We start from the raw sequence: 15,164 nt of genomic DNA, 5'->3' as shown, positions 1-15,164 counted from the left end.
CGAAGCGTCGGCGTGGGGCCGGGTTTCCGGACAGGTTCCGGGCCGATCGCGTTTGGCGTTACGGCTATTGAACTCACGGTGATCGGGCGGGGGTACCGTGGGCGGCGGGGCACGTTGTTCAATCTGTTCAAGATCGCTGCGGGGAGTTCGAGTTGACGGAGCGCCGTAGTCCGAACACCGCGCTGGCGGACGTCATCGCCGAGGCCGGATGCACCTACGAGGTCCTGGCCAGGGACGTCCGTACGGTGGCCGCTGAGTCCGGGGTGACGCTGCATACCTCCCGCTCGGCCGTTCACTCCTGGGTCATGGGCGGTACACCAAGCGGTCAGACCCGCTCGTACATCGCCGAAGCCCTCACCAGAAGGATGAAGCGGAAGGTCACGCACGCAGAGATCGGTCTAGGCTGCGCAGGCATCGGCGAGGCCCTGGGGTCCGATCCACTGGCCAACGCCACCGACCTCGGGAGATTTGTGATGCTCCGTCGCAGGAACTTCCTCAACGCCGCGTTCGCCACAGCCGCCGTCGCCCTGCCGCTCGGCTACGACCACCAGGCAGTTGCCGCGACCCTGCGGGCAGCCGAACGCGGCGGCGCCGTCGGCACCGAGGAAGTCGCCACCGTGCGGGAGCTCACCGAGACGTTCCGGAGCATGGATGAACGCTTGGGCGGCGGCCACGGCCTGACGATGGTGACCGCCTACCTCACCGACACCGTGGTCCCCATGCTGGAGGGCCGCTTCCCCTCGGAGCCGGTACGGCGCAGCGCGTTCGGGGCGGCGGCGACTCTGGCGTGCTTGGTGGGCTGGAAGCACCACGACTTGGGCCGCGAGGGCGCTGCCCAGCGCTACTACCTCCTCGGCTTCCAGCTGGCCTGCGAGTCAGACCCGTACGGGCACGCCGCGTGGATGATGCGGGCTCTGACCCACCAGGCACTCGACCTCGGTCACCCGCAGGCGTGCATCGGCCTGGCGGAGGAGGCGCTGCAGCGCGCGACGGGCAAGGTCGACCGGCAGACCGAGGCCCTGCTGCTGGTCACCTGCGCCAGGGCGTACGGGGCCGGTGGACAGAGCGGGAAGGCGGCGGCGGCCCTGCTGTCGGCCGAAGACGCGATGCTCACCGCAGGCGACCCGGTGCCTGGCTACGCCGCTGCGTCGGGTCCGGTCGCGGCCACCGTCGCCTCCCACACCGGCAAGACCCTGACCGAAATGCGCGACCACCGGGCTGCCGAGAAGCACTACCGGGCGGCGCTCAAGGGACGGACGCCGGGGACCTATCAGCGGGTTCACGGCCTGACCATGGTCAACATCGGGCGGTCGGTCGCCGCACAGCAGCGGCACGAGGAGGCCGTGGCCGTGTGGGGTCGGTCGCTGGACTTCATGGATGGCCTGGTCTCGGACCGGACCGTGAAGGAAATCAGGGCGATCCAGTCCACGGCTGCCAGCTACCGCACGCGCCGTATTCCCGGAGCCGGGGCCTTGCACGAACGCGCCGTCGACCTGCTGCGAGCCCAGGCATGAACCGCGTCCGGACCGGTCCGCCGACGGTCGGCGTCGTGATCATCACCATGGGAGATCGGGAGGCTGAACTCCGTGCTCTCCTCGAGTCGGTGGCAGCCCAGGAAGGCGAGCCCGCCACGGTCGTCGTGCTCGGGCAGGGAGCGAAGCTCCCCGCGCTGCCGGACCCGGTGGCGGCCGTCGAACTGCCGGAGAACCTGGGAATCCCCGGCGGCCGGAACGCCGGGGTGCGGTGGCTGCGCGAACACGGCGGCGCTGACATCGTCCTCGTCCTCGACGACGACGGCCTCCTCCCTCGAACCGACACCCTCCACCTGGTCCGGGAAGCGTTCACGGCGAATCCGAAGCTGGGGATCGTGGGGTTCCGCATCGCCGACGAGAACGGCGTCTCCCAGCGCAGGCACGTCCCCCGCCTCGGGGGCGCCGACCCGCTCATCTCTGGGCCGGTCACGACGTTCCTGGGCGGCGCCCACGCCATCCGCATGGACGTCATCGACCAGGTCGGTGACTTCCCCGACAAGTTCTTCTACGCCCATGAGGAGACCGACTTCGCCTGGCGGGCCCTGGATGCCGGGTGGGAGATCGACTACCGGGCCGACCTGGTCCTGGCCCACCCCCGTACCCCGGCCTCCCGGCACGCGGTCTACTACCGCAACACCGGCCGCAACCGGGTCTGGCTCGCAAAGCGGCACTTGCCCGCCGTCCTCGTCCCGGTCTACCTCGCCACCTGGGCCGCGTACACGCTGGCCCAGCGGCCGCCGCTGGCCGGGTTGAAGTCGTGGTGGGCTGGATTCTTCGAGGGAGTGCGGGTGCCGTGCCCACCCCGGCGTCCGATGCGGTGGCGGACGGTGTGGCGCATGACCCGACTCGGCCGACCCCCGGTGATCTGACCTTCCCCGGTTTCTGGTCTGTGAGGTGACGGGGAGCGCGGGCGCTGGCCGCGTGCTCCCCGTCACCTCACCGCGAATCAGGTCAGCTACCGCCAGGGGCATCGGTGTCGTTGGGGGCGCCCAGATCGACACTGCGCGCCGAACTCGTCCAGAGGGACATTGTGTTCGCCCTCGCCCGTGTCAAGCAGGAACTTCGCGAACCCCTCGACGCCTACGGCCTCACGGCGGCGGTCGGGGCGAACCGTATTTACCCGACCCTGCCGACAGCCATCGCTGCTTTCCACGCCTGGCAGCGGGCCGCCGACCGTGATACGGGCCCATGACGAGGGAACGGAACTGTGGCTTCTTCACGCGAGAGCTTGGCTGCGGCGCCTGTGCGCCGGGTGAAGCCAGGACGATTCCGGCGACCCCAGATCTGGGGACCAGATTTGGGGACCAGTGCCGAGTACATGCATCTGGGCAAGGAGTAAGGAGGAAGGGTCGACACCTCCAGTCTCGTGCGACCACCCGCGACCACCACGACCCCATGCGCCCCTGTGACCTGCGCTTTCCCCTTGTCTTTGCGCAAGGACTCTGGCTCGTGACGGCGCCATTAGGTTCTTCGTCTGCTGGTGGTACAGCAGCTGCACTCATGCTGACCAGGCAAAACGATTGTTGGCGCGGCCCTCTGGCGGGGCCTGGTCCGGAAATGGTCCGGATCTTGGTGCGGCGGGCGCCCACCCAGGTCACGTCTCGGCTGCAGTGGGAGTGATGGGAGTGATTGGGGGCGATCGGGACCGGACGGGCCAGGTGGGAGGGCCGCCCTGGCGTCGGCCATGCAGGATCGACGCGCGGTCGCGAGCCTGTGGGCTGCTCCAAGGGCAGGGGGAGTCGGAAGTCCCGTGCGCCGGCGTCGACCGAGACGAAGCGGGCCTCACGTCTTCCGTGGCATCGAATGTGATCGACCGGTTACGGAGTGCATGGGTGCTGTGGTAATTGTGGTGATCTTCCGCCGTCGGCCCTGGGGGCGTAGCTCCAACGGCGGGGTGGGGGGTGCGCAGTGGCAGTTGAGGCTGAGGCGGCAGAGGACGCAGAGTCTGATGAAGGGTTCGTGCACCCGATCTTCCGCGTGGCACCTCAGGAGGACAGCGGGTCGGACACCCTGGGCAACTACCGGTATCAGGCAGAGGTCGCCGCCCAAATATGCGTGGCGCTACTGACACAGGAGTCTGTCGAATCGGTGGTCTGCGAGTGGCACGAAGACTTCGTGGTCTCGTACGCCGGCGGTTCGGTCGAACTCGTATCAGTGAAGCACCGCGGAAAGCGGCGGAACCCCTGGAACGTGGCGGACCTGTGCAAGGACGGAGGTCTGGCGCACCTCTTCGACCGATGGCGTGCGTGCGATGGCCGTAGCAACGTCCGGCTTCGTCTTGCCACGAACGCCGGCCTCACAACAGGCAAGGGGGGCGCTACCACCCTGAAAGCGATGTGCGGGCCCGACCCACGTATCACTCTTGGGGTGGACGACATGGCCAGCGCCGTCGCCCAGTACCTCTTGAAAGTTCGATGGAAGCAGCCCTACGCCACCATCCCCGAAGTCCCCCAGGTTTCGAGGCTCGCCGACATCGCCATCCCGGACGGTTTCACCGACTTGGTGAAGCTCTTCTTCGCCGCGCTGCATATCGACGATGAACTGCCGTCCCGCCGGCACATCACTGACGTCAATCTCCAGAGTCTCCTCATTCCTGCGATCGCGACCCTGCAGCGGGAACACGTGGATGTCGAGGCCACCTATCGCGCACTGATCGAGCGAATCGAGCAGTCGAACCGCGACGAGAGCGATCGCGGACAGCTCGCTGTCTACATCGCCGACCCGACGAGGGTCCTGCACAGCGTGCAGATCCAGCAGCGCATCGCGAGGCGCCGGCTGACCAAGGCCACGGTCCTCGACACGTTCGTCTCCAGCCGTTCCATAGTGCCCACCTTCGCCCGCGGCCAGCTGCCGATCGTCGCTCCGGGTGGGGGCAACCTGCGCAAGAAGATGGCCCGCGGGCATGTTCCGGCGGATGAGGCTGCCCACGCCGAACGCCTTCGATCAGCCTGGTATGTCGCCTGGTCCCAGCACCGGTCGGGATTGGCGGGAGACACCACGGAGCTGGCCAACGCGAGCTACGAGGTCTTGGACACCGTCTTCGCCTGCCGCGAGCAGGCCGAAGAGGAAGCGCCCGACGGCGCACCCTACGGGCGCCGCATGAACCAGCTGATGACGCGGCTCCTGACACCAGACCTACTTGGTGCCGGGCTTCCGTTTCCCGTCAACGGGCGTCATCTGCGGGGCTTGGCCTACCAGCTCTGTGACGACTGCGACTTCTACTTCTCCGACGTGTTCGACCCCTCTGAGGAGGAGGCGTCGTGACAAGCGCCGGCGACCGTCTGGTGGCGACCACGCGCCTCAGGGACCGGGCCCGTCGACAGGAGCAGTATGAGGCTCACTATCACGAGGCCCGTGTGCTGCTGCTGATCGACCGTTTCACCGGAGTGAAGAAGGGCCTGGAAGGGCTGACCAAACTTGCCAAGCTCGACTTCCTGCTGCGCTACCCGGCCATGCTGGAGCGCCTCCTGGCCGAGGACGGAATTCCGTGGCCGGACGGAGCCCAACCCACCTCCGCTGAACGCCTATCCGTCGAGAGCCGCATGACCCGCTACAAGTACGGGCCCTGGGACCACCGCTACTACACCGTCCTGGGATCCCTGGCTGCCCGCGACCTGATCACCTACGGCGGCACTGACCGGGCCGAGTTCCGCATCACAGCATCCGGCGCAGTCGCCGCGGCAATGCTGGCCGAGACGGACGAGTGGTCCGTGGTGGCGAAACGCATCACTCTTCTCAAGAAGCACTTCAACAAGTCAGGTACGACCCTGAAGACCCTCATCTACGACCGTCTGCCGGACGCGGTCGACAGGCCCTGGCGGACGGAGATCTGAAATGGCAGTCCACCTTCGCTTCCGCTCCCTCACCGTCACCACCGCCGACGCCGAGAAGACCTACCGTTTTGACGGGCCGGCCACCGTCGTCAGCGGCCCCAGCGGCACAGGCAAGTCCAGCCTCCTGATGCTGCTCAAGCATGTGGTGGGTGGCAAAGCCGTACTGACCCCGGCCGTCCGCGATCACGTCATCTCTGCCCGTGCCGAGGTCTTCATCGGCGAGCAGCACGTGATCCTCAAGAGGACCGTGAACGACGCCCGCTCCGGCCAGGTCGAGGTCCTGGACCCAGGGACCCTGGCCACTCGCAACACCTACGCGGTACAAGCGGACGGCGACCTGCCACCCTTGTCGGACTACCTTCTGGCGGCCCTCGACTTCCCCCGCGAGACGATCCCCGCCAGCCGCGACGGCAAAGCCACAACGCGGGACCTCACGTTCACCGACCTCTTTGCCTACGTGTACCGGGAAGCCCGCAACATTGACCGCGAAGTCGTGGGACACCTCGACACATGGTTCAAGACCAAACGCACCGCCCTCTTCAAGCTGATGTTCGCGCTTACCGACAGCACCGTGCTGGAACTCAGCCGGAAGCTGGGCGAGCTCAAGGAGGAGCTCCGCAAGAAGACGGACCAATATGAGAACGTCAAGAACTTCCTCGGTGCGACTGACCCCCGCACCGAGGACCAACTGCGGGCCGAGCTCACCAGTCTGCGGGACATGCTGCAGCGAGCCGATGCAGCGCTGGCCTCCCTGCGCCATGGCCTGGAGGAGAGCACCGCAGCCGACGCCGTCCTTCGCCAAGACCTGCGTGCGGCAGTGGACAGTGCCCGCGACGCCGAGCAGGACGTCCTTGCGGCACTAGAGCTCGTGGAGGCCCGTGCCGCGGTCGTCGCCCAGGTCGAGCTCGACCTGGCCCGACTCGACCGCTCCACCACCGCCATTGAGAAGCTGTCACCCTTCGACTTCGTTGTCTGTCCACGTTGCATGCAGCGGCTCAGCACCCGCCCCGTTCCCGAGGACCACTGCGTGGTCTGCCTGCAGGACGACCCGCACGACCAAGACGTCGATCCCGCCGCTATCGCACAGACCCGAAGGAACCTTGACCTTCAGCTTCAGGACGCCCGAGCCGTGCTCGAAGCCGATAGTGGAGTCCTGGAAGTCGCACAACAACGAGCCCAGCAAACCGATTTCCTCGCCCACAGTCTGCGCCGTCAACTCGACGCACAGACCCGCGACCTCGTGGCACCCCGCTTCGACGCCATCGCAGACGCCAGTGCCCGCGCGGCCTCGCTCAGGGCAGCCATCGACTCCGTTACCCAGCTACGAGACTCCTGGACGCGGGTACACGCGATCGCACGAGATGTCCGAGCCATCAAGGAGCAGCGAACCCGCGCAACCGCTGAGAAGAAGGCCCGCACAGCCGAACTCGCTGCGCGACAAACCCTCGTGAGCGACCTTGGCCGAGACTTCAACACGGTGATCTCGCAGCTGCGCCCTGCACCGTGGATCCAGTCCGCGACCATCGACCCGTCGTCCTATTTGCCGGTAGTGGACAACGTCTCGTTCGAGAGTCTTCAGGCCGACGGCGGGGGCATCGTGACCTGCATCAACGTCGCGTACAGCCTCTCCCTGCTGGAGTTCGGCATCACACACCCAGACGTTCGGGTGCCGTCGCTGCTGATCATCGACTCGCCTCGAAAGGCGTCCGGGACCAATCTGGACGACCAGGCGCGCGGGCACCGGACCTACCAGCGCTTTCAAACACTCGCCGAGCTCCACGACTCGCAGGTCCAGCTGATCATCGCCGACAACGACTCGGCCCCGACCCCGGGCACAGCGTTCGGCAAGATCGAACTTGACTACGACAATCCTCTCGTCCCAGGCGTAGCCCACCCCGGACCCGAGCACACCCACCGAGCCGAAGACGAATCCTGATCAGGCTCTGCGGACTGGCACGAGCTCGCCACGTCCCTCCGCTCGAGCCCAGACAGAGGACAACCGCGACGAGGAACCGCCGGCGACGACCTGGTGTTCGCCGAGCCCCGGAAGGACGATGCTGGACGTCGACATCAATCGCCGGCGCGGTGAAACGCTGGCCGGGAATCCGGTTCGTGACTGGTCCGAGCCAACAGGCCGAGCGAGGCCTGGCCACTCAGCGCAGCTGATCTATGCCGATCGGCTTCCGATCGGAGAGGGCTCGGGGAAAGCATTCGCCTGTTCAGGAGCCCAAATCCAGGTTCTGGAGGAGGCCGAGCTTCTTGGGGGGTGTCGCTGACCAATACGTCTTTTCGGTCTCCTGGAGATAGAGGCGCTCACCCACGCCGATCAGGGAATATGGCAGTTGGGTAGGGCTCTGGAGGGGGCTGCTCTAGATCCTGGTAGGCGCACTCCGGGGGCGGCGGGGATGGGAAGTTCCGGATTGACCGCAGCTTGGTCCGCAGCTGGTCCGGATCTTGGTCCGCTTGGGCGGAGGATGGGCTGCCGGGCACCTGATGCCGAGGCCGTACGTCGAAGGAGCCGTCGTTCTCGCTGCAGTGGTGCAGGCGTCCGGCGGCACGAGGAGGCCGTGAAAGTCAGGGCCGCTGTCTCCCCGATCGCCGCGCCCGACGGTTCGTGCGGCTGTCGAAGGAAGTCAGTGCCCCGCGCTGTGGTCGGTGTGGGCGCCGGGGTTGTCGGCGCCTGCCGTAGCGGCGGTGGTGTGGACGGTGAAGGCGGCGGTGCGGACGGTGCCCTGGTGCTTGAAGTCGAGGAAGAGGCGATAGGCGCCGTCGGTGGGAGCCGTTGCCATGAAGGAGACGGCGGGGCCGGGCTTGGTGGTGCCGTCGCCAGGTTCGCCTTCGGGGTGGACGTGGAGGTAGGCGAGGTCGCCGGCGCGGAGGGCGACGAGGTGGCCGTATGCGCCGAGGTAGGGCTCGAGGTCAGTGATGGGCTTGCCGTCCTTGGTGACCTTCAGGGTCAGGTTGCTCATCTTGCCGGTGGTGAGGTTGCCGTCGAGGGTGACGGTGTAGCCGTCGATGTCGGCGGTGGCCTGCTGGGCGGGCAGCTCGCGCGGCTGGTAGGCCCCGGAGACTGCGAGATCGGTGCCGAGGGTCAGGGCGGTGGCGCCCTTCTTGGTGGGGGTGAAGTCGGCGAAGACGCGGTAGTCGCCGGCTGCGGGCAGGTTGACGGGGGTGTTCCAGGTGCCGTCGCTGGCTCGGGTCGGGTGCAGGTGGCGGAAGGTGTTCAGGTCCCGTGAAGCGACGATGAGGTGCAGCTCCTTGTCGTGGGCCGTGGTGAAGTCGGTGACGGCCTTGCCCACATTGTTTTTGATCGTGAAGCGCAAGGGCGACTCCTGTCCAGCCGCCAGGCGGGGGGTCTGGAGGTCGAGGGTGTAGCCGTCCTGGGAGACCTGCAGTCCGCTGGGCAGGGCCGTCGCTTTTGGGGCGGCTTCCGTTTCGGTGTGTGTGGCGTGTTGCGCTGTGGCGGTTCGGTCCGTCAGCGGTTCGGTGACCGACCCGAGTGCGTAGGCGCCGGTGAAGGTTGCCGCGAGGGCGGCGCCGAAGAGTCCGACCTTGCCTGCGGTGTTCATGGTGTTCTCCCTGTCGGGCGATGAATCGGGTTTACGGCGTGCTGCCGGAGCACCCAACAATACCCCCCAGGGGTATTGATGCAACCGCAGGGAGTGGGGGTTGCATCGAATACGGGGTGGGGGTATACATGACCACATCGTCGATACCCCCCAGGGGTATCATCCGCCTGAGGTTGCTGGAGAATCCCATGTCCTCGTCCTGCTGCTCCCCGAACAACACCTGCTCCTCCGGCTCCGCCGAAGGCACCGTCGCCCTGGAGGGCTTCCGCACCGTCTACACGGTCGCCGGAATGACCTGCGGCCACTGCAAGGCCACCCTCGCCGACGCGATCGGCGCGATCGACGGCGTGAGCAACGTCGAGGTCGACCTCGCCTCTGGTCAGGTCGCCGTGACCAGCGCGAACGCCCTGGACGACCAGGTGATCGCCGGCGTCGTCGACGACGCCGGCTACGAGGTGACCGGCCGCGCGGCCTGACCTCCTCCTCCCGTTCCGCCCGTCTCCCGCGGTAGGCCTTCCCGAGCCCCGGCCGTCCGCCCGCACGAGGAGTTACGCATGACCACCACCGCAACCGGCGCCGCCGAGGTCGAGCTCGCCATCGGCGGCATGACCTGCGCCTCGTGCGCGGCCCGGATCGAGAAGAAGCTCAACCGGATGGACGGCGTGACCGCCACGGTCAACTACGCCACCGAAAAGGCGAAGGTCACCTACGAGGGTGACGTCACCGTCGCAGACCTCATAGGCACCGTCGAGGCCACCGGCTACACCGCCCGCGAACCCGAGCCGCCCAGAAGCACGACTCCCGACGGCGGCGGCGGGGCTGCTGAGGCCTCGGCGGCGGACGAGCTGAGGCCCCTTCGGCAGCGGCTGATCACCGCGCTGGTGCTGTCGGTGCCGGTGATCGCTATGGCGATGGTCCCGGCCCTGCAGTTCGACTACTGGCAGTGGCTCTCACTGACTCTTGCGGCCCCGGTGGTCACCTACGCCGCCTGGCCGTTCCACAAGGCCGCGCTCACCAACGCCAGGCACGGCGCCGCCACCATGGACACCCTGATCTCCGTCGGCACCTCGGCGGCGTTCCTGTGGTCGCTGTGGGCCCTGTTCTTCGGTACGGCGGGCATGCCCGGCATGACCCACCCGTTCGAGCTCACCATCGCGCGCAGCGACGGCTCCGGGAACATCTACCTGGAGGCCGCCGCCGGCGTCACCGCGTTCATCCTGGCTGGCCGCTACTTCGAGGCCCGCTCCAAGCGGAAGGCCGGCGCCGCGCTGAAGGCTCTGCTCGAGCTCGGCGCGAAGGACGTGGTCGTCCTGCGGGGCGGTCGTGAGGAGCGCATCCCGACCGGCGAGCTGCAGGTGGGCGACCGGTTCGTGGTCCGCCCGGGTGAGAAGATCGCCACTGACGGGGTGGTGGTCGAGGGGGCCTCCGCCGTGGACGCCTCGATGCTTACCGGTGAGTCCGTACCCGTGGAGGTCGGTGCGGGCGACAGCGTCACCGGCGCCACCCTCAATGCCGGCGGTCGGCTGGTCATCGAGGCAACCCGGGTCGGCGCCGACACCCAGCTCGCCCGGATGGCCAAGCTCGTCGAGGACGCGCAGAACGGCAAGGCCGCCGCCCAGCGCCTCGCCGACAAGATCTCCGCAGTGTTCGTCCCTGTTGTGATCGCATTGGCGCTCGGCACCCTCGGATTCTGGCTCGGCAACGGCGCCGGCTGGTCCGCCGCGTTCACCGCCGCCGTGGCCGTACTGATCATCGCCTGCCCCTGCGCCCTGGGCCTCGCCACGCCCACCGCGCTGATGGTCGGCACCGGCCGCGGCGCCCAGCTCGGCATCCTCATCAAGGGACCTGAAGTCCTGGAATCCACCCGCAACGTCGACACGATCGTCCTGGACAAGACCGGCACCGTCACCACCGGCAAGATGACCCTCCTCGCCGTCCACACCGCCGACGGCGCGGACGAGACCGAGGTGCTGCGCCTGGCGGGCGCCTTGGAGCACGCTTCCGAGCACCCCATCGCCCAGGCCGTCGCAGCCGGTGCCGCCGCCAAGGTGGGGCCCCTGCCCACTCCGGAGGACTTCGCCAACATCGCCGGCCTCGGTGTCCAGGGCATCATCGACGGCCATGCCGTCCTCGTCGGCCGCGAGAAGCTGCTCGCCGAATGGGCGATCGAACTGCCCGCCGGCCTCAAGGAGGCCAAGGCGGCGGCCGAGGCGGCCGGGCGGACGGTGATCGCGGTGGCCTGGGACGGCGAGGCCCGCGCGGTCCTGGAGGTCGCCGACGCGGTCAAGGACACCAGCGCCGAGGCCATCACCCGTCTGAAGGCCCTCGGGCTCACGCCGATCCTGCTGACCGGCGACAACCGGGCCGTCGCCGAGGCGGTGGCCGCCGAGGTCGGCATCGAGCAGGTCATCGCCGAGGTGATGCCCGAGGACAAGGTCGACGTCGTCAAGCGGCTCCAGGCCGAAGGCCGCTCGGTCGCGATGGTCGGTGACGGGGTCAACGACGCCGCCGCCCTCGCCCAGGCCGACCTGGGCCTGGCCATGGGCACGGGCACCGACGCCGCCATCGAGGCCGGGGACCTGACCCTGGTCCGCGGCGACCTGAGGGCCGCGGCCGACGCGATCCGCCTGTCCCGCAAGACGCTGGGCACCATCAAGTCCAACCTCTTCTGGGCCTTCGGCTACAACGTCGCCGCTCTCCCGCTGGCCGCGGCCGGCCTGCTCAACCCGATGATCGCCGGAGCCGCCATGGCCTTCTCCTCGGTCTTCGTCGTCGGCAACTCCCTGCGCCTGCGTTCCTTCCGGGCCGCCGCCTGACCCCGCGCCGCCGAAGGTGCCCCCGCTGCCGGCGGGGGCACCTTCGTCCGTAGGCCCGTACAGCGGAACACTTCGGCACCACCCCTCGTTACACCTATACCCCCCCGGGGTAATTAGGTGGATGGAAGGAAGGGATCGCCGTGCACGGCTACACCGCCAACAAGGACGACATCCTCAAGCGGCTGCGCCGCATCGAAGGTCAGGTGCGTGGCTTGCAGCGCCTGGTCGAGGAGGACACGTACTGCATCGACGTCCTCACCCAGGTCAGCGCCACCACCAAAGCCCTGCAGTCCTTCGGGCTCACCATGCTGGAGGATCATCTCCACTCCTGTGTCGCCGCCGCCATCGCGGAAGGCGGCGACGAAGCCCGCGACAAGGTCCAGGAAGCCTCCCAGGCCATTGCCCGGATGGTCCGCACCTGACGGCCTCAGCCGCCCGCGGTCTCCTCGCGTACGGCGCTGACCAGCCATGAGCTGCTGCGCAGCCACACGGCTGCGGCCTTCTCGTATGGTCGCAGTGCGTCCATCAGCGCCCGTCGGGCCTGCTCCTGGGTATCGGGTGATACCTGGCTGAGCAGGTGGCGGCCGGGGCCGGAGTCGAGTAGGAAGGCCGCGGCGTCCTCGGCGTTCTTCCCCCAGTTCCCGGCGGCTTCCACGCGCTTCAGGTGGGCGTTCCCGAAGCCGGCGGAGGCCAGGAGGGCGAGCGTGTGGTCGGGGTCGGTGAGTGAGAACATGCCCGGCCCGCCGGGCGCGCCGAAGCCTCCGAGCGGCAGGATGCCGTTCAGTGAGGCCAGCGCCTGGAGCCATTCGTTGGCCTCGGCCTCCGCCGCGCAGATGAACGCCAGGCGTCCACCCGGGCGCAGTGCGCGCCGGATGTTGGCGAAGGCGGCGACCGGGTCTGCGAAGAACGTGATGCCGTAGCGGCTGATGGCCGCATCAAAGGCCCCGGGCTCGAACGGATGGGCCTGTGCGTCGCCTTGGACGAAGGACGCGTTGCGCACCCCCTCGCGTTCCGCGCTCGCCCCGGCCCGCTCGAGCATCGGACCCGACAGGTCCAGGCCAAGAGCCCGGCCCTCGCCCGCACGTTGGGCGGCCAGGCGCGTCGTGCGGCCGGCTCCGCAGCCGATGTCCAGCACGCGATCGGTTGCCGAGATGGTCGCGGCGTCCAGGAGGGGCTGGTTGAAGCCGTCGTTGACGGCGTCCCAGCGTTCCTGGCTGCGGGCCCACTGCTCACCCTCGTAGCCGTTCCACGCCTCGGCCTGAGCGGTGTTGATGAATTGACCCATGGGTGAACTCCCTCCCGCCGGAGCGCGCCAAGGCCCTCCGGCCCTAGTATGGGCAAGTGCCCAAACAGTATGGGCGATCGCCCATACTTTCAATGGGCTTGAGGAAAGGGGCTGTTGTGTCACCTCGTGGAGTGGCGATTCCCGACTTGCGTGAGCGGCTGTTCGCAGCCGCGGAGCGCGTGGTGGCCCGCGATGGCGCCGCAGCCCTGACCAGCCGCGCGATCACGGCGGAGGCGGACTGCGGCAAGGGCGTCCTGCACGCGCACTTCGCCGGCCTGGACGAGTTCGTCGCCGAGCTGGTCCTGGACCGGTTCGCGGGCAGCGCCCGCCGGGCCGAGGGGCTGGACGCCAAGGTGGGGCAGGCCACAGTGGCGGCCAATCTTCAGGACATCGTTCTCGCCCTGCTGGAGGCCCTGCCTCCGGCGGTGGTGGGGCTGGCGATGACCCGCCCGGTGGCCGCACTGCACACCCGGGAGGGTTTTCAGGCCGGCGCGCCCGCCTTCGATGCAATCCAGCACGCCTTCACCGCTTACCTGCAGGCGGAGCAGCGCGGCGGCCGGCTGCATGCCGGCGCCGACGCTGCCACCATCGCGCTCGCGCTCGTCGGCACGATTCACCACCTGCTGATGACACGTGATCCCGGACGCGGAGAGGATCCGAAGGTGATCACGGGGCGGCTGCTGGCCGTTCTGCTCGGTGGTGCCGGGCAGCCGCCGGTGGTGTGATCCGCGGGGTCAGTGCCCGTGGCCGTCGTTGTGGGGCTGCTCGCCGACCGGGGGCGTGGCGGGAGCGGTGCGTGCCGGCGCTGACGGCTGGGTCTGCGGTGCGGGCTGCGTGCTGCCGGTGACGGTCGGTTCCTCTTGGTGGGTCTCGCTCCCGCCCGAATCGGTGCCGTGGCTGTGGCCGCCGCCCGATTCCGGAGCCATGGAGGACGCGACGTGGCGGAGGCCTGCGAAGGCGGCGAGGGCTGTGATGAGGACGGCGAGTCCGGCCAGGCCGAAGATGCGCCGCCACGAGACGTGCTCGTCCTTGATCACGTAGGCGGTGAAGGAGAGCAGGATGCCGGCGGGGATGAGGGTGGCGGCGCGGGTGGGGAAGTCCTCGAAGTGCTGGAGGCCGCCGCTGAGCATGCCGATGCCGAAGGAGAGCAGCAGGGAGGCGCTCATGATGCTCGCCACCTGCTTGAACGTCGGCTTGCGGCGGGTGAGCAGGAATTCGTTCAGGGCGGTCGCTGCGAGGAAGACCAGGACGCCGTAGAGGGCGATGCGTGTGTAGCGGGCGGGGTCGAGGGGGTGGTGGACGACGGCGCCGCTGATCAGTCCGGCGCCGACGAAGTAGCCGACGTATCCGAGGTACCTGGCCAGGAGGGCTTTGCGGCGGGAGCGGGCCTCGCGGATCGCCGTACGGCCTGTGGGGATGGGTTCGGTGGCAGGCGCGGCTTGGGCGCGGTCGGCGATCTGGGTGGGTGTCACGGGGAACTCCTTGGCGGATGTACGGGTGCAGGCACGCCGAGTCGGCGACGGGTGCGTCGCGGGTCATGGCAGGAGCGAATGCCGGAGGGCAGGCTGCACCGGGCCCGGCCCCGATACGGGGGCGGGCAGGGTTACGTGTGTGCGGGCAGCGCGAGCTCGCCGACGGCCTGTAGGGGCGTCGGGAGCTTGGAGTGGTCTAAACGCGCAGGATCGCTGTCGTGCCTGGCGGAGGTGAGCCGCCCAAGGCAGAAGCGGGGACCGCGTTCGCGTCCTGGGCTGCAGCAGGCACGGCGGGCAGGACCTGCGTCAGGGCGTGCTCGGCGGGAGGGGGCAGCGTCGGCTGCTGCGGCGGCCCGCTGGTGGCGCACTCCTCGGCGGAGTGGGACGAGTCGTGCCCCTCGCCGTGATGGTCGTCCGAGGTGCTCTCGGTGGCCGTCAGGCCGACGCCGGGGGTGACGATGCCGGCGGCCGTGTCCGTGTGGCCGCGGACGCCGTCGAGGCTGACTCCGTGCGAGTAGAGGAAGGCGAACACCAGCAGGGCCACCAGCAGCACGCATCGCGGGCCCGCGAGGATGCGGGTCCGCAGCGCGGAGGTACGGGGCCGGGCAGGGTTCACGCCGCGATCCTAGCCGCGGCCCCGTGCCGATCTGCAGGGTG

The 15,164-nt window shown here is 68.7% G+C and carries 13 protein-coding genes and 1 pseudogene; 10 read left to right on the top strand and 4 right to left on the bottom strand.

Features of this window, described 5'->3' with window-relative positions; genetic code table 11:
- Positions 1 to 152: 152 nt before the first annotated feature.
- The 6 genes and pseudogenes from OG764_RS06980 to OG764_RS06960 all read left to right on the top strand — a co-directional run bounded on the left by OG764_RS06980 (position 153) and on the right by OG764_RS06960 (position 7,301).
- Positions 153 to 1,514 (top strand): tetratricopeptide repeat protein, encoded by a 1,362-nt coding sequence (locus tag OG764_RS06980; protein ID WP_328967518.1) that lies wholly within the window; start codon positions 153 to 155, stop codon positions 1,512 to 1,514.
- A complete protein-coding gene (locus OG764_RS06975; protein ID WP_328967517.1) occupies positions 1,511 to 2,401 on the top strand; it encodes a glycosyltransferase family 2 protein in 891 nt (296 codons plus the stop codon). Before OG764_RS06980 ends, OG764_RS06975 begins: the two co-directional genes overlap by 4 nt.
- A 131-nt stretch (positions 2,402 to 2,532) precedes the next feature.
- A pseudogene (locus OG764_RS41700) lies at positions 2,533 to 2,724 on the top strand (sodium-independent anion transporter); the annotation flags it as partial.
- 716 nt (positions 2,725 to 3,440) lie between these two features.
- The gene (locus OG764_RS06970) at positions 3,441 to 4,796 is read left to right on the top strand and encodes a dsDNA nuclease domain-containing protein (protein ID WP_328967516.1); all 1,356 of its coding nucleotides are present in this window, start codon (positions 3,441 to 3,443) and stop codon (positions 4,794 to 4,796) included.
- Positions 4,793 to 5,365, top strand: a complete 573-nt coding sequence (locus tag OG764_RS06965) for a hypothetical protein (protein WP_328967515.1) — start codon at positions 4,793 to 4,795, stop codon at positions 5,363 to 5,365. Before OG764_RS06970 ends, OG764_RS06965 begins: the two co-directional genes overlap by 4 nt.
- Position 5,366: 1 nt before the next feature.
- Positions 5,367 to 7,301 carry a hypothetical protein gene (locus OG764_RS06960; protein WP_328967514.1) on the top strand — a complete coding sequence of 645 codons (1,935 nt, stop codon included), beginning with the start codon at positions 5,367 to 5,369 and terminating at the stop codon, positions 7,299 to 7,301.
- A gap of 697 nt (positions 7,302 to 7,998) precedes the next feature.
- Here the strand turns inward: OG764_RS06960 and OG764_RS06955 are convergent.
- Entirely contained in the window at positions 7,999 to 8,934 is a 936-nt protein-coding gene (locus tag OG764_RS06955) for a hypothetical protein (RefSeq protein WP_328967513.1), read from the bottom strand.
- 188 nt (positions 8,935 to 9,122) lie between these two features.
- Here OG764_RS06955 and OG764_RS06950 point away from each other — a divergent pair, with 188 nt between their 5' ends.
- From OG764_RS06950 to OG764_RS06940, 3 genes are all read left to right on the top strand, one after another.
- Complete coding sequence (locus OG764_RS06950) at positions 9,123 to 9,410, top strand: heavy-metal-associated domain-containing protein (protein WP_328967512.1); 288 nt, start codon at positions 9,123 to 9,125, stop codon at positions 9,408 to 9,410.
- 78 nt (positions 9,411 to 9,488) lie between these two features.
- On the top strand, positions 9,489 to 11,750 hold the full coding sequence (locus OG764_RS06945; protein ID WP_328967511.1) for a heavy metal translocating P-type ATPase: 2,262 nt from the start codon (positions 9,489 to 9,491) through the stop codon (positions 11,748 to 11,750).
- Positions 11,751 to 11,884: 134 nt separating this feature from the next.
- Positions 11,885 to 12,172, top strand: a complete 288-nt coding sequence (locus tag OG764_RS06940; protein WP_328972903.1) for a metal-sensitive transcriptional regulator — start codon at positions 11,885 to 11,887, stop codon at positions 12,170 to 12,172.
- A gap of 5 nt (positions 12,173 to 12,177) precedes the next feature.
- On the opposite strand, the gene OG764_RS06935 is transcribed toward OG764_RS06940, so the two are convergent.
- A complete protein-coding gene (locus OG764_RS06935) occupies positions 12,178 to 13,035 on the bottom strand; it encodes a class I SAM-dependent methyltransferase (RefSeq protein WP_328967510.1) in 858 nt (285 codons plus the stop codon).
- A gap of 116 nt (positions 13,036 to 13,151) precedes the next feature.
- Here OG764_RS06935 and OG764_RS06930 point away from each other — a divergent pair, with 116 nt between their 5' ends.
- Positions 13,152 to 13,760, top strand: a complete 609-nt coding sequence (locus OG764_RS06930; protein WP_328967509.1) for a TetR family transcriptional regulator — start codon at positions 13,152 to 13,154, stop codon at positions 13,758 to 13,760.
- A 9-nt stretch (positions 13,761 to 13,769) separates the two neighbouring features.
- On the opposite strand, the gene OG764_RS06925 is transcribed toward OG764_RS06930, so the two are convergent.
- Both OG764_RS06925 and OG764_RS06920 read right to left on the bottom strand, forming a co-directional pair.
- Entirely contained in the window at positions 13,770 to 14,507 is a 738-nt protein-coding gene (locus tag OG764_RS06925) for a hypothetical protein (RefSeq protein ID WP_328967508.1), read from the bottom strand.
- 196 nt (positions 14,508 to 14,703) lie between these two features.
- The gene (locus OG764_RS06920; RefSeq protein WP_328967507.1) at positions 14,704 to 15,123 is read right to left on the bottom strand and encodes a hypothetical protein; all 420 of its coding nucleotides are present in this window, start codon (positions 15,121 to 15,123) and stop codon (positions 14,704 to 14,706) included.
- Positions 15,124 to 15,164 lie beyond the last annotated feature (41 nt).

This window comes from Streptomyces sp. NBC_00239 (genome assembly GCF_036194065.1).
Taxonomy (GTDB): domain Bacteria; phylum Actinomycetota; class Actinomycetes; order Streptomycetales; family Streptomycetaceae; genus Streptomyces.
Note: the sequence above shows the minus strand (reverse complement) of the source record. Positions and strands in the feature narration are given on the sequence as shown.

Excerpts from the sequence above, each read along its gene's own strand:
- OG764_RS06975 (WP_328967517.1), top strand. The coding sequence starts at position 1,511 with ATGAACCGCGTCCGGACCGGTCCGCCGACGGTCGGCGTCGTGATCATC.
- OG764_RS06955 (WP_328967513.1), bottom strand. The coding sequence starts at position 8,934 with ATGAACACCGCAGGCAAGGTCGGACTCTTCGGCGCCGCCCTCGCGGCA.
- OG764_RS06960 (WP_328967514.1), top strand. The coding sequence starts at position 5,367 with ATGGCAGTCCACCTTCGCTTCCGCTCCCTCACCGTCACCACCGCCGAC.
- OG764_RS06945 (WP_328967511.1), top strand. The coding sequence starts at position 9,489 with ATGACCACCACCGCAACCGGCGCCGCCGAGGTCGAGCTCGCCATCGGC.
- OG764_RS06950 (WP_328967512.1), top strand. The coding sequence starts at position 9,123 with ATGTCCTCGTCCTGCTGCTCCCCGAACAACACCTGCTCCTCCGGCTCC.
- OG764_RS06935 (WP_328967510.1), bottom strand. The coding sequence starts at position 13,035 with ATGGGTCAATTCATCAACACCGCTCAGGCCGAGGCGTGGAACGGCTAC.